We start from the raw sequence: 25,070 nt of genomic DNA on the forward strand, positions 1-25,070 counted from the left end.
TTGGGGGAGAAGGTGTTGTGGGGGGGGGATCCGTTCGGCCCCCCCCCCCACAGTATCGTTACCCGGGGTTGTCAGCCGAGCAATCCGCTTCCCACATAGTCGTTCTCGGTGCATCCCGGCGGAATGAGATACACCGCAGAACCGATCGGCGTCGTCCACTCGTTGAGTGCGTCGAAGTCACTCAATCGCTGTTGGACCGGTAGATATTGCTCGGCGATGTCCCGTTGGAATGCTGCGAAGATCAATCCCGAGTTCGAGGTCTGCCCGCTCTCGGGTGCGTCGTCGTAGTTGTATGCCCGACGGAAGAACTGCTCCTTCTCATGCGTCTGGTGGGCTCGCGCGATGTGTGATCCTGGCGGGATCACCGGAATGCCGAACTTGTCCGTGAGTGTGAAATCCGCTTCGTCGAATTCGTTGGTTCCGTTGAGCGGAGCGCCATTGGACAACGTGCGCCCCATGGTGAGTTCGCGCCCCGAGCGATCGAGTTCGTCCCAGGTATCCATTTCCATGCGAATGCGTCGCAGTACCAACGAGGTTCCGCCCGCCAGCCACGGTTGACCGGCGCCGTCGTGCCAGATCAGTGAATCGAAATCCACTGTTCCCGGAGCCGGATTGACCGTCCCGTCCACTTGGCCCATGAGATTGCGCATCGTGGTTCCCTCGGGCGTGGTGCCGCGCGCGTTACGGAATCCCTTTTGCGTCCACCGGATTGTCGTCAGTGATCGGACGTTCTTGGTCAGAACTCGCACAGCATGAGCAATGGTCACCGGATCGTCGCCACAAATCTGCAGCAACAGGTCCGATCCGCCCCATCGATCGTCAAGTCGGTCGATCTCGTAGCTCGGCAACGGCTCGAACCAGTCCGGTTGACGTGCTTGCAATCCCAGCTTGGTGAACAGGCCAGGGCCGTAGCCGACGGTCACCGTCAAGCGGGCCGGATCCACGGCCAGTTCCCGTTCGGTATCGGCCAACGCCGGGTTACCGGCGGTCAGCCGTGACGCATCCTCGGACCACATCTTCATGATCCCGACCACGACTGCTCGATCGGCTCCAGGCAAGAGGTCGAACCCGATGAACGTGCCGTGCGCTTGCGGAGTGGTGGCGATCCCAGCTTGGTGGACGCCGTAGAACGGTTCCACCAGCTTGCCTGCTTGCTGCTCGTGTTCGCTGCGCTCGACCACTGTGGTTGCGCCCCAAGTTATTCCCGCGACGCCGAGCGCGGCGGCACCTCCTCCGAGAAGGCGCCGCCGGCTGAGTGCTCGGCTGGGCGGGTTCGTGTTCTCAGCCACCGTGATTCGGGTCGTAGTTCTCCTGATTACCGGAGAAGTCGCGAATCTGGGCTGTGAACGTGGTGCTGGAACCGTCGTCGTAGATCAATGTGAGGTCGGTTTCTGCGCCTGGGAGCAGCGGCGCGGACAGGTCCATGAACATCAGGTGGTCACCGCCCGGGGTGAGGCTGGCGGACCCGTTGGCAGGGACCAGGAACCCACCGTCCTTGGGGCGCATCGTCATCGTGCCGCCGTCCCCGGTCACGACCTCGTGCAGTTCCAGTCGCGATGACGCGGGACTGGTTGCCGAGACCACGCGTACGTCCTTGTCGCTGGAGTTGACCAGTTCGGCGAACGCCGCACTCATTCCCTCGGGTGCTGCCTTGACCCATTGATCCTGAACTGTGATGGATTGTGCGGCTTCGGTTTCCTTGTCGGAGTTCGAAGAACAGCCGGTCAAGGCGAGAGCTGCGGTCAGTGCAACAGCTGCGAATATCTTTGTTCGAACAGTCATGTGTGTCTCCGTGATTCGTGAGGTGTCAGGTGGTGACGCGGCGTTTGAACGCCGCAATGCAAACGTCGATCAGCAGGAATGCGAGAAGACTGATGCCGAGTAGCGGAACAAACCAGCCCACCAGTGCGGTTACCGCAACCAGCGCAACAATGCTGAGCGGGGAGAGGTTGCGAATCCCGCCGCGGGCAGGGGCCCGGCCGACAGCCCAGTCGGAGCCACGGGTGGGGCGTCGGCGCCACCACATGATGTAGCCACGAATGACCACGCTGACCAACGCGAGTGCCAGTGCGGTGAGTGCGATCTGGTTGGCAAGGCCGAACAGCAGGCCCATGTGGAGCTGGATTCCCCAAGCCGAAAGTTTGGCTGCGAGTGGCCAATCCGAGAACCACAACTCGTCGGTGACCTTCTGCGTCGCTCCGTCGATTGCGATGGTGTTGTTGCTGTACACCCACGGCTGACGCGTCTGGGCGACGGTGAAGGCTGTCTCGGCGTTGGCGGGTATCGATACTTCGACCGGACCGGTGATCCCGTTGTACCTGGCGATACCGAGGACGGTGTCGACACGTCCGACGTTGTTGTCTGTCAGCGTGCCGGCGGCGGCGGGGGCCATGTCGTGACCTTCGTGCCCGCCCGTTGCCGGTGGTGGAGCGTCGCCGAGAGTTTTCACGACCGAGGGCGTCGTCCAACTCAATGCGGTTCTCAGATTGCTGACGTTCTCTCCGGCGTACGTCGACCACGTGAGTCCGGTCGCCGAGAGAAACACCAACGCAACTGCTATCCAGATGCCGACGACACCGTGCCAGTTCAGGGTCCGGCTCCGTCCGGTGGACGCTCGGTCGATCGTAAGTAGACGAGCGTTCCGAGCGGTGCGGTATCGACGGAACCACAGGTAGACGCCACCGAGTGCGACCACCCACATCCACGACGCGGCCAATTCGCTGTAGAGGCGGCCAGGTTCACCGAGATGAAGGTGGCGATGCAGCTGAGAGATCCAGGTGCGCAGTGGCAACGAACCACTGCTTCCGTAGACCGCCAGCTCGCCGACCGGCTGTGCAAGCACTGGATCGACGAAGACTGCGAGCCTCTCCGATTCGCCCAACGACGGATCGGTGAACAGGACCCGCGTGGTTTCTCCGGCCGCAGGGGACGGACGTACTGCCGAGACGGTCAGGTCAGGGCGGTACTGCTGGGCGGAACGGATCTGGTCGTTCAGCGACGCGATTTGTCCGGTGGTGTCGGTCTGGAGGTAGTCGCTGTAGACGAATTTCTCGATGGTGGGCGCCATCGCGTAGAGACCACCGCTCAGCGCGGCGATGAGGATGAACGGCCCGATGAGGATTCCGGCATAGAAGTGCAGGCGCAGAATCAGCGGTCTGGCGCCGCCGACCTGCTTCTTCGGGGGAGAGCTGTCGTTGGAAGCGCGTGTCTGTGCGCGCTCCAATTCGGGTGCGGACATGCGTGTACTCGATCCCGCCGTGCGCCTTTATTAACCGCCCGCGGTTAATAAAGGCGCACAGCAAAGTGGCGCACGTATTCACGTGCGTGAGAGGAAAGGGAAGGTGAGTTACACGAATGCCGGTGGGCCGCGAGTGCCCAGGCCTGAGGTGAGAAGTTGACGCAGAACAACTTTGGCGCGGTATCGAGTACGGGCAGTGAACGGCGAGGGTTCAGGTGCCCACGGGCGCAATAGGACGGCGACGATTGCCGCCACCGTCGATGCCGCCACGACGTACCCGTGTTCTGCGCCGCGGATCAGAACTGCGCACACTCCGACGGCAGCGATGTGCGCTGCGAGCATCGGAAGCGACAGGAGCAGACCGTGTTGATGATCCGAAGCGATGGTCAATGTCGCGTGACCGATGGCCTGACCCGCAGCGAGCATAAGGGCGAGCAAGAGGGCAGGGGATCGGCGAGTGTCGATGGACGTGACCACCGCGCCGACGCTCGCGCACGCGAGGATCAACAACACCACCGCGCTCTCGGACGGGGCCATGCCGCCGCCACCGAGCGCGTGGGCTGCGACGGAAACCGCGCCGGAGGTACCGCCCACGAAAGCGCCGCGCAGCTGCGCGACATCTTTCGGACCCGGCGTCATACGCGAAAGGATACAGGCAGCTACTACGAGGGCTAGTAGTCGAGCCCGGCCGAGTCGGTTTGACGCCGTCGACGGCAGTCAGGTCGCGCCACTCACATTCTTGCAATCCCTGTATACGAATGGTGCACGGTCATCGTTCAACGCTGTCGGTCATCATCCGTACTCGTATCCGGCGCTGCCTACAGATGAACATGACTGGAACTCGTGGTCTCAGATGAGTGTCGAGTCGTTCGCGGGCGGCGGGATCGTTCGGCCGAGCCTTCGCGGAATCATGACTGCCAACGGAGATTCTGCAAAAAAGATTTGGATTACCGAGTTCGGGGCGCCTACAAGTGGGACTCCCGACAGCGTCAGCGAAGCACGTCAACTCGAGATCTATCAGGCAGCGATGGCAGACAAGCAAACCAAGTCTTGGTTGGGGCCGCTCATCTTCTACCGTCTCAACGACTACGCGCCTTACGGGGCAACGACGGATCGAGAGTCGTATTTCGGCGCAGTGAGGTCGGACGGCACCGTCAAACCGAGTGGTGCATACGTGAAGAGTGTGCTCTGCCCGTGATGGCGGTCGAATGGTACGAGTGATCCGTAGGGTTGGGGGCACTTCGTTCGAGAGCGCGGAATTCTGCAGCAGCTGAACACTTGTCCATGAAGGGAGGGCGATCGCCCAGGTGATCACCCTCCCTTTTCTCGTTTGTTACCAAGGGATTTGCCCTGACATTGCGGAAGGCTGTTTTCAGCGGCAGATGAAGATATCTGTGCCGCATATCGTTACGACGTTCGTATTTGCTGAGATCGGCACAGGCGTGGGGACCAAAGTCATCGAAGTGCGGGTGTAACGGTCTGTTGTGCCGTGACGGTATTGAGCAGAGAACGGCAAGCCCGCCAGAGTGATAGCGTCCGAGAGGCTATGTCCGAAATGATTCCGAACTCGACCTAGGAAAACGGTGCGCAGCGATAACAACGGTTCGAATAACGGAGTCCTGGGGAACAACTCCGGAACGACTCAGGGCGACGGCCTTTTCGACGCGTCCGACGACGGTTACGCAACGTCGATTCGAACCGTCACCTTCACGCCGCAATTCGACGAACCTGCGGCAAAACCGTTGCCCAGTCAGCGGATGCGCCAGCAACGTCGTGAAGAGCCGACCGATTTTCGGACCTCGACGCCCAGAGCTATGACGTCCGTCGACGATCTGGACATCATCAAGCGGGCGAAGCGTCCACCCGAACGCGGTTTGGGCAGTGTGTTGTTCAAACTCACCGGGGGTCGGATCAACACCGGGCAGTCGGCCGCCGAACTCGAACATCAAGCTCTGGTGCGCCGTGCCAACCGAACAGTGCGCGGCGTGTACAAGATTGCTTTCATCTCACTCAAGGGTGGTGTGGGGAAAACCACGGCGGCCAAGACCGTCGGTTCGACGTTCGCGTCGATCCGTGGCGATCGAATCGTAGCCATCGACGCCAATCCCGACCTGGGGACTCTGGCTGATCGTGAACGACGTGAACATCACCTGACCGTTCGTGATCTGTTGGCCGACGGTGACATTCGTACGTACAGCGATGTTCGCTACTACACCTCGCAAGGCGACAGCCGACTCGAAATCCTTGCGAGTGAGGCAGATCCGGAAACTTCGGAGTCTTTCAACGAGCAGGACTACCTCGATACTCTGCGAATTCTCGAGGTGCATTACAACATCGTCATCACCGACTGTGGCACCGGAATCATGCACTCTGCCATGTACGGAATTCTCGACGAAGCAGACGCTTTGGTAGTCGTAAGCCCGACGGCGCAGGACGGTGCCCGTAGTGCCGCAGCAACGCTCAGTTGGCTGACCAAGCACGGCTACGCAGATCTGGTGAGCAGGTCGGTCGTGGCGATCAATGCGACGCGGCCGGGTTCGTCTTCGCTCGACCTCGACCAACTCGAGGACGTTTTCGCTCAGCGTGGAGTGCGAGCGGTCAAGACGTTGCCCTATGACGATCACCTCGGTGAGGGCGGTCCGATCGACTTGAAATTGTTGAACAAGCGCACTGCACGGGCATATCTGGAACTCGTCGCAGCGATTGCCGACGGTTTCCCGGACTCGGTGGGCAAGCACGCTTCTCGCTGAACGTGCTCGCCCCCGAATCTGATCATCGGGCCGGTGTTCAGGGGTGCCGAAGTATCGCGCCGTATCCGTCGGCGAGAACGAGGCGTTCGTCGATCTGTATCAGCTCGGTGCCGGTCCCGATTGCGATGTAGGGGAGTACGCGATCGGCGGGCCCGATCAGCTTTCCACTGGTGACTTCCTTGTCGTCGGGATCGGTGAGCAGCAGTGTCTCGACCTTGCCCTGCTCGAGGGCGTCGAGGACGCGTGCGGTCCCGTCGATGGAGAGGCCGGAGTCCCGGCCCTGCTCTGCGACGTAGCGTTCGGTTTCCGCATCCATTCTGCGTAGTCGCTGCGTGTCGATCAGTTCACGAATCGACTTCGACACCTCGGCGGGTGTCGAACCGACTGAACGCGAACCTTTTTCGACGTCCACCACCCGTAGCGTCGACGGTAGAAGCTGTGCAAAAGCTTTGCGGGACTGTACTTCTCCGATCACGACCACCAGCGCGACCTTGTGTTCGCGGGCGAGCGCCGCCGCGCGCTCCACGGCCTGTGTCAGGTTCTTTCGGATGTTCTCCTCCACGAGGCTTTGGCTGTCGGTGTACCGCTCCTGGCCGCCCACGTGTGCCTTGTGGACCGGGAAGCCGTCGCCGTCTACCGTTTCGCCGTACACGTCACGCCCGCGAGCATCGCGCACGCACAGGTCCGCGCCAGTGTGGTCGACCTTTGCGATGAGGAACGGTTCGGTGTCGTATCCGTGTGCGATCAGTGGAATCAAGTAGGGCAGTTCGCCCAAGGTCGCGATGGTGGAGCCGGCAGGTTCGAGCAGAATATCGTCGATCAGCACTGCCTCGGATGTGGCGACGATCGCGCGTCCGGCGCGACCTGAGATGCCGTGATGGTTGTCCTTCACCTCGTCCAGTCGCGCGATCAGCGATTCCGATGCTCCCTGTTTAGTGAGTTGATTGCGCATCGAGCGCCATTCGAGTTCGAAGCGCTCGCGTGCATCTTCCCGGTTGCGGACGTCTTCGAAGTACACGGAGGCAAACGGGCCGTCACTCGAACCGACCTTCTTCAGCCGCCCAGCATGCATGTCGGCTCCCTTCTGTAGTGGTCCTATGCCGCGTACCCGACAACTGGTGATTCGACACGACCGCTTTCAGTTCGCACGTTTGTTCGACTGCTGGTACTGTCTGTGAACGTGAGGGTGGTGCAGAGGGAAGCCTGCATCACCTTCACGCCAAGAACCCGGGACCTGCCGCCGACTGCCTTCGGTGGCAGGTCCCGATTCTGCTTAATCGGCGTCGTCAGTGCCCTTCGACCTGTCGGAACTCTTGCGCCAGTGAGTGAATCGTTCCTTGATGTCCGTCGCTACGTCGCCGACGCCGTTCCCGACGGCGCCCACGGCACCGCCCAATCCGCTACCGATGTCGCGCACCATCCGGACCAAGGGGTCTTCCGACTCGTCGAAGTTCTGCTTGTACGTCTTGGCTGCATTCTTGAACTCGTCGCTGATCTTCGCTCCGTCGTCATCGCCGCGGCGGGGGTAGTTTCCGCGCAGAATCGCGGCGTAGTCTCCGCTGTCCACCCACTTCTTGAGTTCGGCGGCGCGAAGCACCGAGAACGGGTGAGAGAGCAGTTCGATGTTGAGGAGCTTGAGTACACCGTCGCGGAGGTCGCCGCTGGCGTCGTACTCGGCGGCCTGGGCGAGAAACGCGTCGATGTCGATTTCACTGACTCGGGATCCGCCGGCCAATTTCATCTGCACGCGAATCGCTGTGTGTACGTCCTGGCCGCACAGTAGTCCTGCACGATCGCCGGACAGTTCGGACTTGCGTTGCCATTCCATCAGGGCGGCGATGATCGCGCGCAGTGCCCATCCGCCGACCGGCAGCCATCCGATGGTTCCGGCCAGTCGCATCAAATGCATCAAGATGGTGCGATACACGGCATGGCCGGACAGTGCGTGGCCTAGTTCGTGGCCGATGATGAACCGTTGCTCCTCGTAGTTCATCACGTCCAGCAGACCAGTAGTGACCACCATGAACGGCTTGTCCATGCCGATGGTGAAGGCGTTGACCATCGGGGTCTGGAGTACGAACAGCTCTGGTGTCTCGTCGGCCTGCAGGATCTCGACGCAGTCACGGCGCAGATCGTTCAGGTCACTGAACTGGCGTTCGTCGACTCGCACTGACGTGGCGAGGTACATGAGGCGGTGCTGACGTTCTTGGAGCAGTCCGGACAGCGTCCGCAGAACAGTGTCGAACCCCCGAAGCGTCCGGAGCGTCACCAATGCGGCCCGATCGGCTGGGTGTTCCCACGCACGCGAGCTGATGTCCGGGAACTCGATTCGGGTGCGATCTGGTGCAGTGGTCATGGTGGCCCCTCACTTCGATGTGTGTCGACTCACCTCCAGGGTAACGACTAGTCGGTTTAGCGCGGATGTCCGGCAGCTCACTCGGTGGGCTGGGGGAGCGTGCAATCCGTGACTTTGGGGTTGACGCCGAAGTAGTTCAGCGGGCCGGCGATGACCGTGAGCGCGATGGTCCCGACGCCGGCGCAGTTGGTCGGCGAACTGCTGTAGTAGCCGCGTTGGCCGGCCGCGACGGCCCCGACTATCAGCCAGATCAGAACGATCAGAGTCACAATTCTCATCATGGCGGGCTCGATTCTTCAAATATTATGGTGCCCAGCGAAATACCCGGTCAGAGTGGGTATGAAACGCTCAGCCGACGGGTATCCCTGATGTATGCGGCTCGAGGCGGGCGTATCCGCCCGAGTGAACGCACTGAAGGAGCTTGTGATGATCATCCTCGGCGTAATCCTGCTGATTATCGGTTTCGTGGTGAACATTCCGATCCTCTGGACGATCGGTGTCGTCTTGTTGGTGATCGGAATCATCCTGTACGCGCTGGGCGCGGCCGGGCACGCTATCGGTGGTCGGAGGCATTACTACTGATCAGGGGTCGACCCGTCATGCGTATCCGTGCCCGTCGGGACGGTGCGCTCAACCGCACGTGCGATCAGTTTCCGCAGGCAGACCTGGCGAAGCGTTCGCTGTTGCCAGTCGCTGCCGCCGCCGGTCACGCATTTGTCGCGCAGTGCTGATTCCACGCTCGTGTACTCGCCTGTCTCGTCGAGGGAGTCACGGACATGGATCAGGAGTCGGTGCAACTGTTCCGTGGCCGAAATTCTTTGTGTGGTAACCGGATCGATCGACGCTCCCAGGACGCCTTCCTTCGCGGACACCCAGGTTGCGAGGCGGAGGTTCTCGAGGGAAGTGCGCGGAGCGACGACTCCTCGTTCGACGGCGCGCAGTGCAGTGGCGACCAGTGCGCGCACAAGTGCTGCAAGCAATACGGTGTCGTCGACCGTCGGCTGAACGTCGCAGACCCGGATCTCGACGGTCGGTAGGTGGCAGGAAGGCCGGATATCCCAGTAGGCCATCCGCTTGTCGAGCATCACGCCGCAATCCACCATCTTCGCGACCGCAGTGTCGAAGTCCCCGGGTGTCTCGAAGTACGGCGGCGGCCCGGCGACGGGCCACCGGGACCATTGGATCGCCCGCCAACTCGCGAAGTCGGTGTCGACTCCTTGGTGGATACGGGAGTTGGCGCTCAGTGCCAGCAGGGCAGGCAACCAGATGCGCACGTGATTGCAGACCTGCACGGCCTCTACTTGATCAGCGACGCCCACATGGATGTGGCAACCGCAGATACTTTGTTCGGCGGCAAGGGCGCCGAAGTGTTCGCCCATCTGGCGGTAGCGAGGGGAGTCGCTAATCTCGAAACGAGAAGGCCCCGAAAGCGGTGCGCCGACGGCCAACAGCCTGCAGCCGTTCAACTCGGCCGCTTTCGCCGCGAGCCGACGCATGTCGATCAAGTGGGTTCGGAGTTCGTCGATGCTCTGGCACACGGGAGAGTTGGTCTCGACTTGGCAGCAGGACAACTCGAGCTGAAGATCCAAACCGAGTGTCGACGCGGTTTCCGCAACCGCGGCATTGTCGGTGGACGGCAGCCAGGATGTCGGGTCGACGAGGATGAATTCTTCTTCGACGCCGACGGTCGGGGTCGTCGATTCGTAGCGGCCAGCGGTGGATCCGGTCGAGCAGGTGGCGCCCATGCTCGCGTCTACCCGGTCGGTCGAAGGCGGAAACCGACCCGAGGAAGCCCCGTTCTCGTCGGGAGAACGGGGCCTGTGGTCGGTCTTGCCAACATCTCGGAAGCGTCAACGAGCCCTTGCACACCGTATGAATCTGGGGACTGGCGTGCCTGGGAAAACGTACTGTGTCGGACTCGGTAAAACGAGACCCCAAGGCATGTCTCACCCCCGATTTCACCCTCATGCGAGGGTGCCTGCACGCCCTTCGTCGAGGCGCGGATCGTGACCTGGTGGCCTGCGGCGGTCCAGTCGCGGTTTATCCGTGGGGCCGCCTTTATCGGGCAGATTTCGAGAAATACGAACCCATCTAAACTAACGTCCAGCATTCGGATGTGAAGTTCTGGCGAAGTGTGGGGACTCGGTGAGTCAACAGACATTTGATCAGTTAATCGCGTGCACAGTATCCACTGAAGATATGTAATTTTCGAACTGGTATTGCGTTTCATCTGCGAGAATATCCAGTGGTCATGGGTGAAAGTCAGAAGGTGGGAGAAAGTGCCTGGGATTGTGTTGCTAACGGTTCGTTATCGCCGCCGAATGCCCACCATGTATGTGGATGGCGCCTCTTGGAAGCGGGAAAACTGCGTGTCATCCGTGTCGCAACTTCCTCTGCCTCGTGGTCTTGGATTGAGAGTTTCACCAGGAGGATCTTTCGTAATCGACGCGTACGGAAATTTTTCTCAAGATTTACCCACTTGCGAATTAGGGAATTTAATGGGTTGTGGAAAGTGGAAATATTGCGGGTGGGAGCTGTTATTTGCGGTGATTTGCTCATATCTTGCTGAGTGAGGTATTTGCAACCGAAGTGCCACGTGGTCGAGAAATAATGCTTTTCATGCTTTACATTGGAAATTGCAAGATGCACGTTTCATCCTCCAGTGTTAAACGAAAGGACGAACGCAATGGGTAGCTTGGAAGATTTCGACATCGCGGCACTTCTTCAGAAGGTCATCGCATTCTTCGACGGATTCTCGTCGGACGAGACCGAGCCCCCCACGGGCTAAGACTTGGCGAAGCCGCTGTGCATCCGGATGACACTGGAAGCACAGCGGCTTCTCTGTATCCGGACCTCATCTGTCAACCCAGTCGGAGACTGTCGCGAAATCTCAACCTTCTATCGTTCTAGCTGGTCGCATCCTTCTGGATCAGGAGCATCGCGTCGTCGACCGGATCGAAGTACAGAGCCGGATCGGCAACCAGGGCAGCGTCGTCACCGTGAGTTTGCATGGCGACGACCCAGGCGCGATCGTCGTGTTCAACGTAGTAGGCACCCGCAAGGACCCCGATGGAGCTGCCGCCCTTGAATCCGCCGTAGGTGAACCATTTCGCGGACTCGTCACCGAGCGCCGGATCTTCGGCCAGTATGTCTCGAACCGGTGCACCGCTCTCGGTCTTCGCCATCTCTTGCAACGAGACCAACGCGGCACGCAGGTCGGCGGGCGAGGCGAACCAGTCGATGTCGAAAGGCCATGCGGGGGTGGTGAATGCTGACGCCGGGATGTCCACCAGGCCGCCAGGTAGTGCCGCCAGTATTGCTCGACGCTCGTCCGGGGTTCCGTCGCGCCAGGCGATACGTTGTGCGCCATCGTTGCCCCAGCCGAGTTGGAACAGTGCGCGGGTCGGCTTCAGTGGAATGTTGAGCGAAGGATCCGCCATGCCCATCGGGGCGAATTCGGCCTCGACCTGCTCGCGCCCGACAGCAGCGATCAGCATGTCGGTGGCGGTGTTGTCGCTGATCGAGATCATCTTGCCGGCGGTCTCCCGGACCGTGACTTCGGTTCCCGACGGCAGGTCCTGCATTGTCCCGCCGGGCATCGACTTGAGGTCGTCGGTGATGGTGAGCTTCTGATCCCACGAGAGTGTCCCGTTCTGGACAGCCGTCGCGACCGCGCCGAGAACGTACAGCTTGATCGTTGACCCTGTGGGCTGTGGTGAGGTGTCGCCGACACCGAAGACTTCGGCGTTCTTTCCGCCGGTGACCTCGGTGACGGTCAAGTTCGTCGGCGCGGGAAGTGCTTTGACAGCTGCCTCGAGCTCTTTCCACGATGCGGCAGGCACATGATCGTCTTTGGTCGGTGTTATCGCCATTCCAAGGACCAACCCGCTGCCGTCGACGACGACGTTTATGTCGAACGCGCCGCCGGTGGTACTGGTGATGGAAACGGTGCCGTCGGTATCGCCTCCCTTGTAATTCACTGTTGTCCAGGGCTGTCCGGCTCGGATGGAGTCGAAGTCCGGAGGCGTCAGGACAACTGGTGCGGTGGGTCCGAAGTGCTCGGCGATTTCTTCCTGGGGCAATGGCGCGCTCGTGTTGAACGCACTGAGAAGCCAGCTGATCTGCTTGCCGACGGGGCTGTCGGGGATCGTGACTGTCGTGGGTGTCTCGGTGGCGGAGACCTTTGTGCTGTTGTCCGAGGTTTGTGCAGAATCCGGCCCGGAAGTACATGCGGCGAGGGCGAATACCGCTGCGGAGGCAAGTGCCACCAGCGTGAGCGGGCGACTCTTCCTGCGTGTGTGTTCGAGTTTCATGGACTCATTTCATCAGCGTTTTCTTCGGCGCGCGTCCGTCTGAGGTGTAGACGTACTCAGCCTGAAGTACTGAATCGGTTCATCCTCGAGTGCCGTCAACTACTTGTCGTGGTGACACGCATAGTGAAGCTGGACAAAACGGAGAAATGCTGCACCCGAGTAACTTTCGTGAGGACTGCCCGAGTTAGTTCTTGGTCGCGGCCAGGAAAGAAGGCTGCGTCGACAGTGCGGCGATCTCTTCGGGGAGATCAGGAATCCGGCGATCGTACAGATCTGCCAACCCCACCGAGCTGAAGCGTCGGACGGTCCAATTGTGTTCAGTGAGCCACCGGCCGGGATCGGATCGTTTGTCGCTGTAGAACAGTTGCGAAATGTCCAGGTCTCCGAACGGGTTCTCGGCAAAGTACTTGGATCTGATGGTCGCCAGCTTCTTCGGGTCCGTGCCGGCCGGAAAGTCGTTCACTGCCAACCGACTACCAGTGGCCGAGAGTTCGTCGATCCGCTCGAACAGGGCGTCGTGGGCCGGGCCGGGGAGATAAGCGAGCAGGCCTTCTGCGGACCATGCAGTAGGTTCCTTCGGATCGAAACCGGCCTCCGCGAGCGCAGCCGGCCAGTCGTTGCGCAGATCCGTAGGCACAGTGCGTCGATCAGTTTTCGGCTGGGCGTCGCGCGCCGCGAGCACTTCGGCTTTGAACTCCAGTACCTTTGGTTGATCTACTTCGAACACTGTCGATTCTGAGTTCCAATCCAGCCGGTACGCACGCGAATCCAACCCCGCCGCAACGATTACCGCCTGCTTTACTCCGGATTCGGTTGACGACAAGAAGAATTCGTCGAAGAACCTGGTTCGCAATCCCATGAAACCGCCGAAGGGTGTGTCGTCGAGGAGTGCCGGATCTTTCAGAAGAGCTGTGAAATGCGGCTCCGCTGCAGCTTCTACGAACCACGATGCGAACTTGTCTTCGATGATCGCGTCCGAGCGGGCGCTTTCCAATGCGCGGAAGGTCGCCACTGCAAGCGCGGTGAGTCCGACGCTGCTGACGATGTCCCACGTATCTCCATCGCTCCGCATTTTCTGGGTGTCCTTCCGCTCTGGACGACTGAGCCGAACCCTCTCGACTTTACGCCCGAGCGACCCCTTGCCGCCTGGAACGGAACGGTCGGAACTGGGGCGCGAACAACCACGAGGCAGCGTCGGAACATTATGTAGTGCAAGGCGTTCGGTTTGAAATCAGCCCTGCCAGGAATCTGCCAGGGTTGTGCCAGTGGACGGCCAGGATGCAGGACTTCACTGGTGTGTGCCCCGTTCGGGACAGCCAGAGAGAGTCTGGAGAAATCTTCGGAGAAGGGATCGATCATGACACGACTATCCGCACCGGAACAACGTAGGAAGTACTTCTGGACCAAGCTTGCGGTGACGGGTGCGGTATTGACCGTACCCATTGCCGTGCTCGCCGCACCGGCCTCGGCAGATACTGTGAATCATGATGTAACACAGGCCGATAACAGTTGGTACGGAGATCAGGGGGGCGATCACTCGCACGATTGGGACCGTGGTGGAAACGGCGGCTGGAACCAGGGTGGTAACTGGAATCAGGGCAACGACTGGGGCAATCAGAACCAATGGCAAGGCGGGCAAGATCAGGCACCCGCGCCGACAGTGAACCCCTTCGCCGGACTGTTCGGATCCAGCTGATCCCCCGGTTACACGACGAATTTCGGGTCGAGAGAGATTGTAAGCCCATGTTGCAGGAAGGCTCGCTCGAGATGTTGGCCGCCGCGGCACGGAGCGGTAGCGATGAAGCCATGACCGATTTGTACGCAGTGTTTCGCCCGATGGTTGTGCTGCGGTGCCGCGCCGAGCTTGATCGGGCCGTCTCCGACTCCGCCGCGGATGCTGCATGCATCTCTGTTCTCACGGCAGTTTGTGACGGATCGGCGGCGAATCAGCCTTTCCTGCGCCTGCTGTACGTGAGTACAAGCGTCGCGATTGCTCGGGCGGCATCCGACCGGTTCAGCAGTGGGCCGCTCCCGCCTCCAACAGCGCTCCCGGTGTCGAACGCGATGTCCTGGTGTTGCGGTTGATCGTCGGCCTCGACAGTGAGGCGACGGCAACATCGCTCGCCCGTACGACCGACCAGGTGTCACTCGACCTGCATCGTGCGCTGCAGCGCCTGCGAAAGTTGAGTTCTCCGAATGCAATCAGGGAGACGTTGGTGTCTACCTGAGGACGTTCGGAATGCGCAGGTTCAGGCGGGAACGGATCCCTGCCTTACTGGCCGGCGATGTATTCGATCGACGGTCCGGCGGTCCAACCACCGTCGACGGCGATCTCGGAACCTGTTGTGTACGAGGCATCGTCGGAAAGTAGGTAGGTGACCGCACCGACCAACTCCTCCGGGCGACCGACACGGCGATACGGATTGTTGGGGAATGCGCCCTCTTCGAGGCTGATGCCCGTCGGCGCAGTCATGGGGGTGAGGACCATGCCGGGGTGTACGGAGTTGACCCGAATCTTGTCGCGACCGAGTTCGACGGCGGCGATCTTGCTCAGCCCACGCACGCCCCACTTGGCTGCGCCGTAACCGCTGGTCAGAGCCATGCCCATCAGGCCGGCGGCCGAGGAGATGTTCACGATGGATCCGCCGCCTGCTGCCTTCATGAACGGCACCACCGTGTGGATACCGGTGTGTACGGACACCAGGTTGATCTGGATGATGCGTTGGAACGTCTCGAGCGGTTCTTCGGCGACCGTCTGGCCGGAAGCCGAGATTCCGGCATTGTTGACCAAACCGTTGATCGCGCCGAATTCGGATACCGCGTACTCGGCGGCGGACTTCCAAGACGTCGGATCGGTGACGTCGAGGTGAACGTAACGTGCTGCGTCGCCGAGAGATTCGGCCACTGCTCGGCCGTCGTCGTCGAGTAGGTCGCCGATGACGACGCGGCCGTTACCCGCGACGATGCCGCGCGCAAACGCTTCGCCCAGGCCGCGTGCGCCGCCAGTGACGAGAACGATTTTTCCGGAGAGATCCTGAGTCATGATTGTTCCTAACCTGTTGGTGTTGCGAGATATGGCTTCGAGAACGCGCCGAGCGCGCGGGTGATGGCCTTGGGTGCGGGGGTCCGGAGGTCTGCCATCTCGCGCAGTGCGGCCACTACCGCCAGTGTTGCCTGGCCCGAAGCCGCTGTCGTGTCGAGCGAGCCTTCTGGCCGATCGATCAGACGTGCAACTTCTGGGCGGATCAGTTCCATCGTCTCGAAAGTTGCTGATTCCCAAACTCTCCGGAGCGCCGCGTCGCCGAAGATGATGGGCATCAGTGACCGAGTCATCGGCTCGAAGGACTCGCCGACCGATGCGATAAAGGCCGTCTTCACTGCCGCTGAGAGTCCGTATTCGCGGGATTGCGCGCTGAGGGCGGTGGCAAGACTGCGGTTTCCCTCGTCGAGCATCGGCCAGATGCTCTCTTCCTTGGTGGCAAAGCAGCGATAGAAGGTGCGCTCGGAGATTTCTGCCCGTTCGGCGAGCTCCGCGATGGTCGTCGAAGTGTCGCCGCGTTCGACGAAAGCGGCAGCGCAACTCTGCGAGACGCGGAGAAGTAGTGCAGTGCGGCGGGCTGTTGCCATATCCGCACTGTACCAAAAGTGGCAGAAACTGCCACAAGCTGTGCCGGTCGGTCAGCCGGTGCTGCCTTCGATGCCGGATACCTCCTGCTCAACGGCGCTCTTGATGTTCAGCAGCGTCTTGCGGATGTTGCCGCGCTGAAAGTCGGCGAACGTCTTTCCGCCGGTGGCAACTTTGTCGAATATGTCGGCCGCAAAATCCGGCCAGCCCCGTCTGTCGTCGATCCACGTTTCGGTAACTCGGGTTCCACCGGGGACGGGCTGAAATCGGTACCGCCAGGTTGCAATAGCGGCAGAGATTCGTGGCGTGGCAAGGCCGATCTTGTGAACACGGAATTCGAACAGTTTCCCGGTGTCGGCAGCGGTGACGGTGCATCTTGTGGTCCACTGCGCGCGCCCACGTTTGTTGTGCCCGTCGAACTCCATACCCAGGAAAGCGCTTTCGCGGTCTCCCCGCAAGGTAGCTCCCAGGTTTTCGGGACTCCAGTCGCCCATGCGAGTGGGATCGCTGATGAGCTCATAGAGAGAAAGCGCGTCGACATTGACGACGACGCTGTCGGAGACGGTGAGTTCGCGAGCCATTTCGGTTTCAGTTTCTTTCTGTCGAACGTGGATGGAATCGGTGCTGATTATTACCCGTGCGGTTTCAGTTGGATCTTGACCGCGCCTTCCTGCTTTTTCTGAAAGATCTCGTAGGCGTGTGGCGCCTGATCGAGCGGCAGCTGATGAGTGGAAAAGGTGTCGACGCCGAGTGGGTCGTCATCAGTGAGCAAAGGCATGATGTCGTCTACCCACTTCTTGACGTTCGCCTGACCCATCCTGAGCTGAATCTGCTTGTCGAACATAGTCATCAGCGGCAGTGGATCAACCATGCCGCCGTATACACCGATCAGAGAAATCGTCCCCCCGCGCCGAACGATGTCGATGGCCGAATAGACCGCACCGAGTCGATCGATTCCTGCGTTACGCATCGCAGGCGCGGCAAGAGCATCGGGAAGGAGTCCGACGAACTGCTGCGCGAGCTTTCCGATCGGAGACCCGTGAGCTTCCATTCCGACAGCATCGATCACCGAATCGGTTCCACGGCCGTTCGTCGCATCTCTGACTGCGTCACCGATCTTGCTGCCGTAGTCGTCGAGATTGAGGGTTTCGATCCCGCGTTCGGCAAGGCGTGCAAGGCGTTCGGGTACACGGTCCACGCCGATTACTCGAAATCCCTTGTGGTGAGCGATGCGGGCCGCCATGTCACCGATCGGTCCGAGACCGAGGATGGTCACGGACCCACCCGGCGGGATGTCGGCGTATTCAACCGACTGCCAGGCTGTGGGAAGCACGTCGGAGAGGTAGACGAATCGCGAATCCGCGGGACCTTCGGGAACTTTGATGTGTGTGAAATGTGCTTGCGGTACTCGAAGGTACTCGGCCTGCCCGCCTGGCACCGAGCCGTACAGCTCGGAGAAGCCGAACAACGCTGCGCCCGTTCCCTGATCGCGGACCTGAGTCGTCTCGCACTGTGTGTAGAGGCTCGAATCACACATGAAACAGTTGCCACACGAGATCTGGAACGGGATCACGACGCGGTCGCCTATCTCGAGATTCGTGACTTCCGAGCCGACTTCTTCGACGATGCCCATCGGTTCATGACCGAGAATGTCGCCGGCATTCATGAACGCACCCAGAGTCTCGTACAGGTGCAGATCGGATCCGCAGATATTCGTCGTGGTGACCTTGATGATCGCGTCACTGGGTTCGACGATCTTCGGGTCCGGAACCGTATCGACGCTTACTTTTCGTTTGCCTTGCCAAGTCACTGCGCGCACTGGGATCGACCTCTCATCGCGGAAATGCTGTTCGCAGTCACCTGCCCGAAAGCGCTGAAATGCAAACAAAACCGGTGAGGGTTGCGGGAAGTGCTGAGAGCGTTAGATTGAGAGGGAGGCGGGCCGAGGCTCCTGAAAGGCCGCACGCCGTATGACTGACAGGACCAAATGACGGGGATGACCGCATGACCGAGAAAGACAACAACGACCAGTCGCCCAAGGGTGGGCACCCAGGGCCCGTGGACAAGGGCGGCGACGGCGGAATGGCAACTCGAGAACAGGCGCCTGAACTGGTCGAGGAGACCTCCGAGAAGAAGTCTGACGACAAGTAGTTTCCTTTTACTCCGCGTTGGGTAACAACGGGGATAGGCCGCATCGGACCGTCCCGGAATCAATGCGGGCGAGGTTCCTCGAGGTTGAGCAGCCAGCCACGGGAACCGCCTTAAGCATCTCCCAGTTCGTGGTTCAGCCGGGTTAGAAGTTCAACCCTGTAACAGCAAGTGATCGAACCGGGTCCGCAGAAGTGTCGGGACCCGGAAATCGTCCAGCGTGCGAACTATCAACTGCTCGGCAACATCCCTGAGTTTCACGTTGGTCTCCTGCGAACGCCACACGAGGATGTCGAAAGCTCGATCGGCAGAGATTCCGTAGATCACCATGAGCATGCCTTTGGCTTGCTCGATCACCCCGCGAGAAGCAGTGATTTCGTTGACCAGCACGTCGACAGATGCTTTCACCGTGCTGTCCAGGGTTTCGGTGACGTCGATGTAGAAGCCTGAGCTGCCGACCACAGCACCCGACTCGTCCACGACGCTGTCGCCGACGACGATTACCGAGTGAGTGTCCCCTGCGGTGTCGATAATGCGGTGGCGGCTGCTGAACGGGCCGCCTGAAGTGCGGATGGCATGGAGTGTCTGGGCAACGTGTCTTCGGTCGTCGGGATGCTTGTGCGCGAGCATCAATTCCGTCGTCGGAGCCACTTGGTCGGGTTCGTATCCGTGAATCCGTGCGACTTCGTCCGACCACTCCCACCGGTCGCCGTTGCGGTGATAAAGAAAGCCGCCCACCCGGTGTGGAGCCCCCGATCCCGACGTTCGCCCCAACCCGTCCTCGTTCACCACACACGCCCCCTCGTTCTCGACCTCGTCCCAACCGGCGTACTCGCCAGTTAGTTATATCGGACAAATCCGGCGGAGGTGGTGTCGGTCCCATATTTCGGAGCACCGTCTGGATCGCTACCGCATGGGTCGGGGAAACCGGCGCTCAGAGAACGTGGCGACGGTCCCACTTCAGTCGCGGCTGAAGCAGTGTTGCCGCTGTGTCCATTCGGTGATCGCCGCCGCGATGGCCGCAGGCTGATCCTCGGGGGCGAGATGTCCTGCGGGACCGCACTGTTTCACCTCGAGGTTTGCGATATTCGATCGGCTCCACGCGACTTCGTCAGGTCCGATCATGAGAAGTTCGGCGGGGCCGCTGAAGGTGAGAAGGAGTTTGGGTACCTCGCTGCTTTCTGCGAGCCAATCGCTGTACGCCGCCACTCGTGCATTCACGTCGCCGGGACTTCCTTCGACGGGGAAGGACCGTGGCCACTCGAGAAGGGGCCGGCGACTCTCCGGCGAGGGGTAAGGGGCGCGATAGGTTTCAGCATCGGTTTCGGACAGTTCTCCGAGAACTGTTCTGTGAAGCGCAATTTCGAGGAAGAAGTTTTCGTCGAGTACCTTGGTCTCGCCGATGCCGGGAGCTCTCAGGGCCTCGACCCGCGCTCGTGCGTCTCCCGGGAAGTGCTCGTCCCAGGTCATCGGACGGAGGATCGTTTCGAAGAAGGCAACACCTCGAACGCGTTCGGGATGGCGGGCAGCCCAGTCCAGTGCAAGTGCCCCGCCCCAGTCGTGTCCGACGAGTACGACGTCGTCGAGCTCCATCTGGTCGAACCATGCGCCGAGGTAACGGGCGGTGTCGAGAAAACCGTAGTCGATTGGCGGTTTGCCCGACGCGCCCATTCCGGTGAGGTCAGGGGCAAGCGCTTGGCCGAGATTTCCTATCTGCGGGAGGATGTTTCGCCACAGGTAGGAGGATGTGGGGTTCCCGTAGATAAGTACGAAGGGTGTTCCGTCTCCGCACGAGCGGTAGGCCACAGTCGAGTCGAGCACGGGAATTGTGGGCATTGCGACTCCTCGAATAGTTTCCATGTACCCTAATTGAGATAGTAGCCATGTATTCTATTTGAATGCAAGATCGAGAATTATGGACGACGGGGTCGCTGGTGTGGCACCTTGGCTTGCGCTGGCGGGCGGGGGTTGACCGAGCGATCGCCCACCTCGGGTTGACCCACGCCCAGTATTCGGTGCTCGCGTCTCTCCATGGTCTGGTGAGTGCGGGGGAGAGGCCTAGTCAGCGAGAACTCGCCGCGCACACGGGGTTGCAGCGAATCTACATATCCAAGCTCGTGCGAGCGTTGGAGAAGAGCGGGTTTGTTGTCAGCGAACGAGACAGTCGCGATGCGAGAGCCGTTTGCCTCGATCTCAGTGACGAGGGGAAACGAGTCATAGAACTCGCTAAAGACATTGTCCGCCAATTGGATGCAAAGAATACGGAAGTGCTGACGAAAACCGGTGGGCGGGAACTGGCCGAGCTCCACCGCGCCCTCGGTGCGTTACTCGACGCCACCGAAGCAGGAGATGGATAATGCGCCGGTCCGCTTCGTGGCGCAACCGATGGTGATCGTGTGCTGACTCGGTCCATAGGACGTTCGTTGGGGGAGCGACGGAAGCGTCGATCCCCCAACGAGCCCTATTGTCTAGCTGTCGATCGTCACGGTGTCACGTTGATCGGTGTGGCCGATGCGAACTGCAGTGTGCCGGACATGGTTGCCGTGCCAGTGGCCGCGGCGGGGCAGACGGGCCCGGTGCCGGTACGCGTGTAGTTCACAGTGCCGGTGTTGCTTGCCACGACGCGCTGGTTGGGAATATCGAATGGTAGCGGTCCGATAGTGCTGGCCCCGACGGTGACTGTGCACGTGGATCCGGGCATCGTGACGACTGCGCCTCCTGCAGGAATGACCAGGGATCCCTGAGCCGATCCGGTGTCTGCCGAGACGTTCAATAGCCACGAGCCGGAGGTCGTGACCACAGCGGGTAGGCCGTTAGCCTTGCACCCGGTCAGGCTGGGGGTGCCGATGTTTACGTTGATCCCGCCCGTGCCGGTGGTGGAGTTACCCGGCGCCGCTGGGATGGTTCCGGATCCCGTCGTGCTGGAGCAGGTAAGCGTGATCGTGCCAGTCTTGATACTGAGATTGCTGCTCGAGGCAGTCACGGCTTGTCCCGCTGGAGTGACGACGGTCGAAGCCGAAGCGGTGCCAGCTGCGACCGCGATCGCGGCTACTGCGGCAGCTGTGACGAAGGTGGTGCGGCGAACTGCATGGGACATCGATATCTCCTTGTTGTCGGTGATACTTCGTGAGTCGCCGGTGCTTGCTCTACTGCGTCCGCAGGCTGTCGGCGCCGATGTTGAACACATCGCTTGTGGTGGTCAACGAGTTGTGACCACTCGAAGACGGAACGTTGGCGCGAAGATTGACTGCCCAATTCAATGCGCCGAACAGTCCGCATCCAGATGCGCCCGGTACCGCGAACGTCTGGTCGGCGTGCGTCACGTTTCTGACGGCGGCGGTATCCGGAAATCCTGGAACTTCCTCCAGGACACCATTTTCGGACACTCCGAGTTTGAACATGATCGGGTTGCTCGCAGAACCCAGATAGCAGTTGCCGCCCAGCAAGGGGTTGGAGATCTTCAATCTTGCCGGAAGTGTGACACCGAGTTGGAATGCGTCGACTGTCGGCAACGCGACCGGTTCGACTGTTGCCTTGATGGTGGTCAAGCCGCCGGGGAACGGTATACCGAGCCCGAAGATTCCTCCTGGTACCTCGATGGGGCTGGAATAGACGCCTTTGGTGCCGTCAGTGGGAGGAATGAAGATCTGGTCGAACCCGAACTCTGCGTCGGGGTTCTCGCGATAGGCGACACCGCCGGCGATATTCAACGAGCCGGAAGGAATCGGTACTTTGAGCCCGTTGATGTTCATTTCGCCGCCTTTGACGACGACGTCGACACAGGTGCTTGTCTCCGGATTTGCTATCGGGCACTTTCCCCAGCCCCCGAACGGCGCATTGGGCAGCGGGGCCGCCGTCGCGGTTGACACCGCCCCGAGAGTGAGGACTCCCGCTGCGACGACGGCGAGCGCGGCTCTGAATCGTATTGTGCGCATGGACAAGTGAACTCCGTTTCGAGGTGGCAATCTGTCGTCGATGACGGTTCTGTGGCAGTGGGTTGGATTGCTAGTTGGCGCTACGTTCGGCAATGACGGCAGCGGGTTCGGGTGAGCCGGCCGGCTGTGGCCTGAGGCTGTCGGCACCGATGTTGTAGACGTCACTCGTCGTGGCGAGGGAGTTGGACGTGGTGGACGAGGGAAGCCCGGCGCGCCAGTTGACGATTGGATTCAGAACGCCGAACGGGCCACATCCGGAAGCTGTCGGGACGGCGAAGGGCTGTCCGGTGTGCCCGGTGTTTCGAACGACGGCAGTATCCGGGAAACCTGGAACCTCTTCGAGGACGCCGTATTCGGTCACATCCAAGTTGAGTTGAACGGGGTTGCTGTCCGAGCCCAGGTAGCATTTGCCGCCGAGGAGAGGGTTCGCGATCTTCAATTTGACGGGTAGCTTCACGCCAAGCTGGAATGCATCCACGGTGGGGAGTGCAGACGTCGACTCGACGGTGGCCGAGGCCTTGTTCAGTCCGAAGAGATTGTTGAATGGTAGGTCGATTCCGAGTGCGCCCCCGGGGATGTCGATAGGTTCGGCGTAGATCCCCCGACTGTTGTCGTTCGGTGGGATGAAGACTTGGTCGAATCCGAATTCAGCCTCTGGATTCTCCCGGTAGGCAACTCCGCCTGCGATGCGCATCGCCCCGGCGGGAATGCCGACGGAAAGCTTGCCGATCTTCATGTTTCCGCCGGTAACCGTGACGTCCATACAGGTGCTGGTCTCGGGATTGTCGATCGGACATGAATCCCAACCGCCGAAGGGGATCTCCGCTGCCGGGGCGGCTCCTGCAATGCTTGCTGACAGGCTTCCCACCGCTGTGACGGTGGCGAACACAGTTGCGGTGGCGAGTGCGCCGAAAAGCCCACGCGACGTCGAACGTCGGGACATGTATTTCTCCTTTGGGTACAACCGACCAGTCGGGATTGTGATGATGAGTGACGGTAGTCACGTGTGACTTGGATGTACAGACAATTTGAAACAATTCCGACAAAAGTATTACTGCGATCGCCTTCGCTACTACTTGTGGCTGTGAGGATTGAAATTTGTTGCAGTGCTCTGTGTCTCGTCATTCACCCACGCATCGCTGTGAGGTGCTACGACCCGAAAAGGCGTTCGTCGACGGGAATATCGGACTCCTGTCGAAATCGAGGGGGCAATGTTTTGTCGGAGTCGCCAATGTGGGAAGTCAGGGCGAGTAACTTTGTCGAACAGCGGCTGATCGGTACTCCGGGCAGCTGCCCGAGAGAACGGATCGCCATGACGCTGATGCTGCCGCTCGACTCGATGTTCCTGCTGATGGAGTCACGAGAGCATCCCATGCACGTCGGTGGACTGTCGCTTTTCGTTCCGCCGGAAGGAGACGACGGCGAATTCGCCAGGTCGCTCTACCGTTCGCTCACCGACGTCGACTCGATTCGCCCCCTCTTCCGCCGCAAGCCGGTGCAGTTCTTGTCGAACTTCGCGCCGGTGCGTTGGACGGAAGATACGGATGTCGATCTCGAGTATCACGTCCGGTTGCTCGCGCTGCCCAAGCCGGGACGAGTCCGCGAATTGCTCGAGCTGACCTCCATGCTCCACGGCACGCTGCTCGATCGGCACCGGCCGCTGTGGGAGGCGTACGTGATCGAAGGTCTCGCCGACGGCCGAGTTGCCGTGTACATGAAGACGCACCATGCACTCATGGATGGTGTGTCTGCTGTTCAGGCGTGGTACCGCAGCCTCTCGTCGGACCCGCTCGATCGAGAATCGATGCCTCCGTGGGCGCAGCGACCTTCTTCGGGGCGGGTTCGAGCCAGTCGCGGGCTGGACCTGCAGAGGCGGGTGGGCTCCGTGATCGAGACCGTGCAAGATGTGGTCGGGGTGGGCCCTGCGATAGTGAACGCCGCTGCCTCGGCAGTGAAGGACCACGTCGCACCGTTACCGTTCGCTGCTCCGAAATCGATCTTCAACGTCCCGATCACCGGCGCGAGGCGTGTCGCCGCGCAGTCGTGGCCGATCGAGCGCCTGCGTAAGGTCAGTTGCGTTGCAGACGTGACGCTCAACGATGCGGTGTTGGCTATGTGCGCGGGCGCGCTGCGGCGTTACCTGATCGAACTGGACGAGTTGCCGGACAAACCGTTGATCGCGATGGTGCCGGTATCACTTCGTAAAGGCGAAGAGGGTGAGGCTTCCGGCAATGCTGTTGGTGCGGTGTTGTGTGATCTGGCAACCGAATTGGCGGATCCGGCGGCCAGACTTCAGAGAGTTCACGACTCGATGAGTAGCGCCAAGTCCCTGATGTCGGGACTGACGCCCCTTCAGATCACGGCGCTCAGTGCATTGAACGTCGCGGGCCTCGGGTTGCCGCTGATCCCTGGTTCATCCCGACTGATCACTGGGCGCCCAGTCTTCAATCTGGTGATTTCCAACGTGCCCGGCCCGACGACGACGCGATACTGGAACGGCGCGAAGCTCGAGAGCTGTTATCCGGCATCGATTCCGTTGGACGGGCAGGCAATGAACATCACCGTCATCGGCTACGCGGACACCATGCAGTTCGGTCTCGTCGGTTGCCGCCGCAATGTTCCGCACCTGCAGCGGCTTCTCGGTCACCTCGAGGAATCACTGAGTGAACTCGAAGCCGCCGCAGGCTGATCAATTCGATTCGGGC

28 protein-coding genes are annotated in these 25,070 nt (G+C 60.7%); 8 read left to right on the top strand and 20 right to left on the bottom strand.

Annotated elements, in window-relative coordinates:
- Positions 1–71 precede the first annotated feature (71 nt).
- The 4 genes from AC3WQS_RS12945 to AC3WQS_RS12960 all read right to left on the bottom strand — a co-directional run bounded on the left by AC3WQS_RS12945 (position 72) and on the right by AC3WQS_RS12960 (position 3,877).
- Entirely contained in the window at positions 72–1,289 is a 1,218-nt protein-coding gene (locus AC3WQS_RS12945) for a Dyp-type peroxidase (protein WP_020906461.1), read from the bottom strand.
- Positions 1,282–1,782 carry a copper chaperone PCu(A)C gene (locus AC3WQS_RS12950; RefSeq protein ID WP_019747182.1) on the bottom strand — a complete coding sequence of 167 codons (501 nt, stop codon included), beginning with the start codon at positions 1,780–1,782 and terminating at the stop codon, positions 1,282–1,284. The genes AC3WQS_RS12945 and AC3WQS_RS12950 overlap by 8 nt, the downstream gene beginning before the upstream one ends.
- Before the next feature lie 25 nt (positions 1,783–1,807).
- Entirely contained in the window at positions 1,808–3,238 is a 1,431-nt protein-coding gene (locus AC3WQS_RS12955; RefSeq protein ID WP_492712651.1) for a PepSY-associated TM helix domain-containing protein, read from the bottom strand.
- Between the two features lie 108 nt (positions 3,239–3,346).
- Entirely contained in the window at positions 3,347–3,877 is a 531-nt protein-coding gene (locus tag AC3WQS_RS12960; protein ID WP_020906463.1) for a hypothetical protein, read from the bottom strand.
- Positions 3,878–4,091: 214 nt separating this feature from the next.
- Here AC3WQS_RS12960 and AC3WQS_RS12965 point away from each other — a divergent pair, with 214 nt between their 5' ends.
- Both AC3WQS_RS12965 and AC3WQS_RS12970 read left to right on the top strand, forming a co-directional pair.
- On the top strand, positions 4,092–4,436 hold the full coding sequence (locus tag AC3WQS_RS12965; RefSeq protein ID WP_020968637.1) for a hypothetical protein: 345 nt from the start codon (positions 4,092–4,094) through the stop codon (positions 4,434–4,436).
- Between the two features lie 385 nt (positions 4,437–4,821).
- A complete protein-coding gene (locus AC3WQS_RS12970) occupies positions 4,822–5,988 on the top strand; it encodes a MinD/ParA family ATP-binding protein (protein WP_020906466.1) in 1,167 nt (388 codons plus the stop codon).
- Between the two features lie 37 nt (positions 5,989–6,025).
- On the opposite strand, the gene AC3WQS_RS12975 is transcribed toward AC3WQS_RS12970, so the two are convergent.
- The 3 genes from AC3WQS_RS12975 to AC3WQS_RS12985 all read right to left on the bottom strand — a co-directional run bounded on the left by AC3WQS_RS12975 (position 6,026) and on the right by AC3WQS_RS12985 (position 8,625).
- Positions 6,026–7,060, bottom strand: coding sequence for a baeRF2 domain-containing protein (locus AC3WQS_RS12975; protein WP_492712650.1), 1,035 nt, complete (start codon positions 7,058–7,060; stop codon positions 6,026–6,028).
- Positions 7,061–7,261: 201 nt separating this feature from the next.
- A complete protein-coding gene (locus tag AC3WQS_RS12980; protein ID WP_019747189.1) occupies positions 7,262–8,344 on the bottom strand; it encodes a M48 family metallopeptidase in 1,083 nt (360 codons plus the stop codon).
- Between the two features lie 77 nt (positions 8,345–8,421).
- Positions 8,422–8,625: a hypothetical protein gene (locus AC3WQS_RS12985; RefSeq protein WP_003945456.1), complete on the bottom strand. Its 204-nt coding sequence runs from the start codon at positions 8,623–8,625 to the stop codon at positions 8,422–8,424.
- Between the two features lie 145 nt (positions 8,626–8,770).
- Between AC3WQS_RS12985 and AC3WQS_RS12990 the strand changes: the two genes are divergently transcribed.
- A complete protein-coding gene (locus AC3WQS_RS12990) occupies positions 8,771–8,926 on the top strand; it encodes a DUF6131 family protein (RefSeq protein WP_003945912.1) in 156 nt (51 codons plus the stop codon).
- Here AC3WQS_RS12990 and AC3WQS_RS12995 read toward each other — a convergent pair.
- The 4 genes from AC3WQS_RS12995 to AC3WQS_RS13010 all read right to left on the bottom strand — a co-directional run bounded on the left by AC3WQS_RS12995 (position 8,920) and on the right by AC3WQS_RS13010 (position 13,729).
- Entirely contained in the window at positions 8,920–10,089 is a 1,170-nt protein-coding gene (locus AC3WQS_RS12995; RefSeq protein ID WP_113682217.1) for a carboxylate-amine ligase, read from the bottom strand. The genes AC3WQS_RS12990 and AC3WQS_RS12995 overlap by 7 nt on opposite strands.
- Before the next feature lie 517 nt (positions 10,090–10,606).
- Positions 10,607–10,993, bottom strand: a complete 387-nt coding sequence (locus AC3WQS_RS13000; RefSeq protein ID WP_133053396.1) for a hypothetical protein — start codon at positions 10,991–10,993, stop codon at positions 10,607–10,609.
- Positions 10,994–11,250: 257 nt separating this feature from the next.
- Positions 11,251–12,657 carry a serine hydrolase gene (locus AC3WQS_RS13005; RefSeq protein ID WP_030537607.1) on the bottom strand — a complete coding sequence of 469 codons (1,407 nt, stop codon included), beginning with the start codon at positions 12,655–12,657 and terminating at the stop codon, positions 11,251–11,253.
- A 184-nt stretch (positions 12,658–12,841) separates the two neighbouring features.
- Positions 12,842–13,729 carry an SAM-dependent methyltransferase gene (locus AC3WQS_RS13010; protein WP_020968642.1) on the bottom strand — a complete coding sequence of 296 codons (888 nt, stop codon included), beginning with the start codon at positions 13,727–13,729 and terminating at the stop codon, positions 12,842–12,844.
- Positions 13,730–14,014: 285 nt separating this feature from the next.
- Here AC3WQS_RS13010 and AC3WQS_RS13015 point away from each other — a divergent pair, with 285 nt between their 5' ends.
- Both AC3WQS_RS13015 and AC3WQS_RS13020 read left to right on the top strand, forming a co-directional pair.
- Positions 14,015–14,353, top strand: a complete 339-nt coding sequence (locus AC3WQS_RS13015) for a hypothetical protein (RefSeq protein WP_021333190.1) — start codon at positions 14,015–14,017, stop codon at positions 14,351–14,353.
- Positions 14,354–14,400: 47 nt separating this feature from the next.
- Positions 14,401–14,742: a hypothetical protein gene (locus AC3WQS_RS13020; RefSeq protein ID WP_492712649.1), complete on the top strand. Its 342-nt coding sequence runs from the start codon at positions 14,401–14,403 to the stop codon at positions 14,740–14,742.
- 187 nt (positions 14,743–14,929) lie between these two features.
- Here AC3WQS_RS13020 and AC3WQS_RS13025 read toward each other — a convergent pair whose 3' ends face one another.
- Genes AC3WQS_RS13025 through AC3WQS_RS13040 form a run of 4 tightly spaced genes read right to left on the bottom strand, consistent with a single transcriptional unit; the run spans position 14,930 to position 18,101 of the window.
- A complete protein-coding gene (locus AC3WQS_RS13025) occupies positions 14,930–15,700 on the bottom strand; it encodes a glucose 1-dehydrogenase (RefSeq protein WP_019747198.1) in 771 nt (256 codons plus the stop codon).
- A gap of 8 nt (positions 15,701–15,708) precedes the next feature.
- Positions 15,709–16,284, bottom strand: coding sequence for a TetR/AcrR family transcriptional regulator (locus tag AC3WQS_RS13030; protein WP_019747199.1), 576 nt, complete (start codon positions 16,282–16,284; stop codon positions 15,709–15,711).
- 51 nt (positions 16,285–16,335) lie between these two features.
- On the bottom strand, positions 16,336–16,863 hold the full coding sequence (locus tag AC3WQS_RS13035) for an SRPBCC family protein (protein ID WP_019747200.1): 528 nt from the start codon (positions 16,861–16,863) through the stop codon (positions 16,336–16,338).
- A 50-nt stretch (positions 16,864–16,913) separates the two neighbouring features.
- Entirely contained in the window at positions 16,914–18,101 is a 1,188-nt protein-coding gene (locus AC3WQS_RS13040; protein WP_019747201.1) for a zinc-dependent alcohol dehydrogenase, read from the bottom strand.
- Between the two features lie 185 nt (positions 18,102–18,286).
- On the opposite strand from AC3WQS_RS13040, the gene AC3WQS_RS13045 reads away from it, so the two are divergent.
- Entirely contained in the window at positions 18,287–18,433 is a 147-nt protein-coding gene (locus tag AC3WQS_RS13045; protein WP_019747202.1) for a hypothetical protein, read from the top strand.
- A 150-nt stretch (positions 18,434–18,583) separates the two neighbouring features.
- On the opposite strand, the gene AC3WQS_RS13050 is transcribed toward AC3WQS_RS13045, so the two are convergent.
- Complete coding sequence (locus tag AC3WQS_RS13050) at positions 18,584–19,222, bottom strand: PAS and ANTAR domain-containing protein (protein WP_019747203.1); 639 nt, start codon at positions 19,220–19,222, stop codon at positions 18,584–18,586.
- Between the two features lie 168 nt (positions 19,223–19,390).
- The gene (locus tag AC3WQS_RS13055; RefSeq protein ID WP_492712648.1) at positions 19,391–20,266 is read right to left on the bottom strand and encodes a haloalkane dehalogenase; all 876 of its coding nucleotides are present in this window, start codon (positions 20,264–20,266) and stop codon (positions 19,391–19,393) included.
- 62 nt (positions 20,267–20,328) lie between these two features.
- Here AC3WQS_RS13055 and AC3WQS_RS13060 point away from each other — a divergent pair, with 62 nt between their 5' ends.
- A complete protein-coding gene (locus AC3WQS_RS13060; protein ID WP_170320392.1) occupies positions 20,329–20,787 on the top strand; it encodes a MarR family winged helix-turn-helix transcriptional regulator in 459 nt (152 codons plus the stop codon).
- A 125-nt stretch (positions 20,788–20,912) separates the two neighbouring features.
- On the opposite strand, the gene AC3WQS_RS13065 is transcribed toward AC3WQS_RS13060, so the two are convergent.
- From AC3WQS_RS13065 to AC3WQS_RS13075, 3 genes are all read right to left on the bottom strand, one after another.
- Positions 20,913–21,527 (bottom strand): hypothetical protein, encoded by a 615-nt coding sequence (locus tag AC3WQS_RS13065; protein ID WP_020968648.1) that lies wholly within the window; start codon positions 21,525–21,527, stop codon positions 20,913–20,915.
- A 49-nt stretch (positions 21,528–21,576) separates the two neighbouring features.
- Entirely contained in the window at positions 21,577–22,365 is a 789-nt protein-coding gene (locus AC3WQS_RS13070) for a hypothetical protein (protein WP_021333197.1), read from the bottom strand.
- Positions 22,366–22,435: 70 nt separating this feature from the next.
- Positions 22,436–23,308: a hypothetical protein gene (locus tag AC3WQS_RS13075; protein ID WP_019747208.1), complete on the bottom strand. Its 873-nt coding sequence runs from the start codon at positions 23,306–23,308 to the stop codon at positions 22,436–22,438.
- A gap of 369 nt (positions 23,309–23,677) precedes the next feature.
- On the opposite strand from AC3WQS_RS13075, the gene AC3WQS_RS13080 reads away from it, so the two are divergent.
- Positions 23,678–25,054 (top strand): WS/DGAT/MGAT family O-acyltransferase, encoded by a 1,377-nt coding sequence (locus AC3WQS_RS13080; RefSeq protein ID WP_492712647.1) that lies wholly within the window; start codon positions 23,678–23,680, stop codon positions 25,052–25,054.
- Positions 25,055–25,070: the final 16 nt, after the last annotated feature.

Source organism: Rhodococcus sp. FW305-130 (assembly GCF_058788335.1).

What these genes read in the sequence shown, in the direction of transcription:
- AC3WQS_RS12980 (WP_019747189.1), bottom strand. Translation starts at nt 8,344, where the DNA reads ATGACCACTGCACCAGATCGCACCCGAATCGAGTTCCCGGACATCAGC.
- AC3WQS_RS12955 (WP_492712651.1), bottom strand. Translation starts at nt 3,238, where the DNA reads ATGTCCGCACCCGAATTGGAGCGCGCACAGACACGCGCTTCCAACGAC.
- AC3WQS_RS13070 (WP_021333197.1), bottom strand. Translation starts at nt 22,365, where the DNA reads ATGCGCACAATACGATTCAGAGCCGCGCTCGCCGTCGTCGCAGCGGGA.
- AC3WQS_RS12950 (WP_019747182.1), bottom strand. Translation starts at nt 1,782, where the DNA reads ATGACTGTTCGAACAAAGATATTCGCAGCTGTTGCACTGACCGCAGCT.
- AC3WQS_RS13030 (WP_019747199.1), bottom strand. Translation starts at nt 16,284, where the DNA reads ATGGCAACAGCCCGCCGCACTGCACTACTTCTCCGCGTCTCGCAGAGT.
- AC3WQS_RS13055 (WP_492712648.1), bottom strand. Translation starts at nt 20,266, where the DNA reads ATGCCCACAATTCCCGTGCTCGACTCGACTGTGGCCTACCGCTCGTGC.
- AC3WQS_RS13060 (WP_170320392.1), top strand. Translation starts at nt 20,329, where the DNA reads ATGCAAGATCGAGAATTATGGACGACGGGGTCGCTGGTGTGGCACCTT.
- AC3WQS_RS13035 (WP_019747200.1), bottom strand. Translation starts at nt 16,863, where the DNA reads ATGGCTCGCGAACTCACCGTCTCCGACAGCGTCGTCGTCAATGTCGAC.
- AC3WQS_RS13075 (WP_019747208.1), bottom strand. Translation starts at nt 23,308, where the DNA reads ATGTCCCGACGTTCGACGTCGCGTGGGCTTTTCGGCGCACTCGCCACC.
- AC3WQS_RS12990 (WP_003945912.1), top strand. Translation starts at nt 8,771, where the DNA reads ATGATCATCCTCGGCGTAATCCTGCTGATTATCGGTTTCGTGGTGAAC.
- AC3WQS_RS12965 (WP_020968637.1), top strand. Translation starts at nt 4,092, where the DNA reads ATGAGTGTCGAGTCGTTCGCGGGCGGCGGGATCGTTCGGCCGAGCCTT.
- AC3WQS_RS13020 (WP_492712649.1), top strand. Translation starts at nt 14,401, where the DNA reads ATGTTGCAGGAAGGCTCGCTCGAGATGTTGGCCGCCGCGGCACGGAGC.
- AC3WQS_RS13065 (WP_020968648.1), bottom strand. Translation starts at nt 21,527, where the DNA reads ATGTCCCATGCAGTTCGCCGCACCACCTTCGTCACAGCTGCCGCAGTA.
- AC3WQS_RS13045 (WP_019747202.1), top strand. Translation starts at nt 18,287, where the DNA reads ATGACCGAGAAAGACAACAACGACCAGTCGCCCAAGGGTGGGCACCCA.
- AC3WQS_RS13080 (WP_492712647.1), top strand. Translation starts at nt 23,678, where the DNA reads ATGACGCTGATGCTGCCGCTCGACTCGATGTTCCTGCTGATGGAGTCA.
- AC3WQS_RS12960 (WP_020906463.1), bottom strand. Translation starts at nt 3,877, where the DNA reads ATGACGCCGGGTCCGAAAGATGTCGCGCAGCTGCGCGGCGCTTTCGTG.
- AC3WQS_RS13010 (WP_020968642.1), bottom strand. Translation starts at nt 13,729, where the DNA reads ATGCGGAGCGATGGAGATACGTGGGACATCGTCAGCAGCGTCGGACTC.
- AC3WQS_RS13015 (WP_021333190.1), top strand. Translation starts at nt 14,015, where the DNA reads ATGACACGACTATCCGCACCGGAACAACGTAGGAAGTACTTCTGGACC.
- AC3WQS_RS12975 (WP_492712650.1), bottom strand. Translation starts at nt 7,060, where the DNA reads ATGCATGCTGGGCGGCTGAAGAAGGTCGGTTCGAGTGACGGCCCGTTT.
- AC3WQS_RS13025 (WP_019747198.1), bottom strand. Translation starts at nt 15,700, where the DNA reads ATGACTCAGGATCTCTCCGGAAAAATCGTTCTCGTCACTGGCGGCGCA.
- AC3WQS_RS13005 (WP_030537607.1), bottom strand. Translation starts at nt 12,657, where the DNA reads ATGAAACTCGAACACACACGCAGGAAGAGTCGCCCGCTCACGCTGGTG.
- AC3WQS_RS12985 (WP_003945456.1), bottom strand. Translation starts at nt 8,625, where the DNA reads ATGATGAGAATTGTGACTCTGATCGTTCTGATCTGGCTGATAGTCGGG.
- AC3WQS_RS12995 (WP_113682217.1), bottom strand. Translation starts at nt 10,089, where the DNA reads ATGGGCGCCACCTGCTCGACCGGATCCACCGCTGGCCGCTACGAATCG.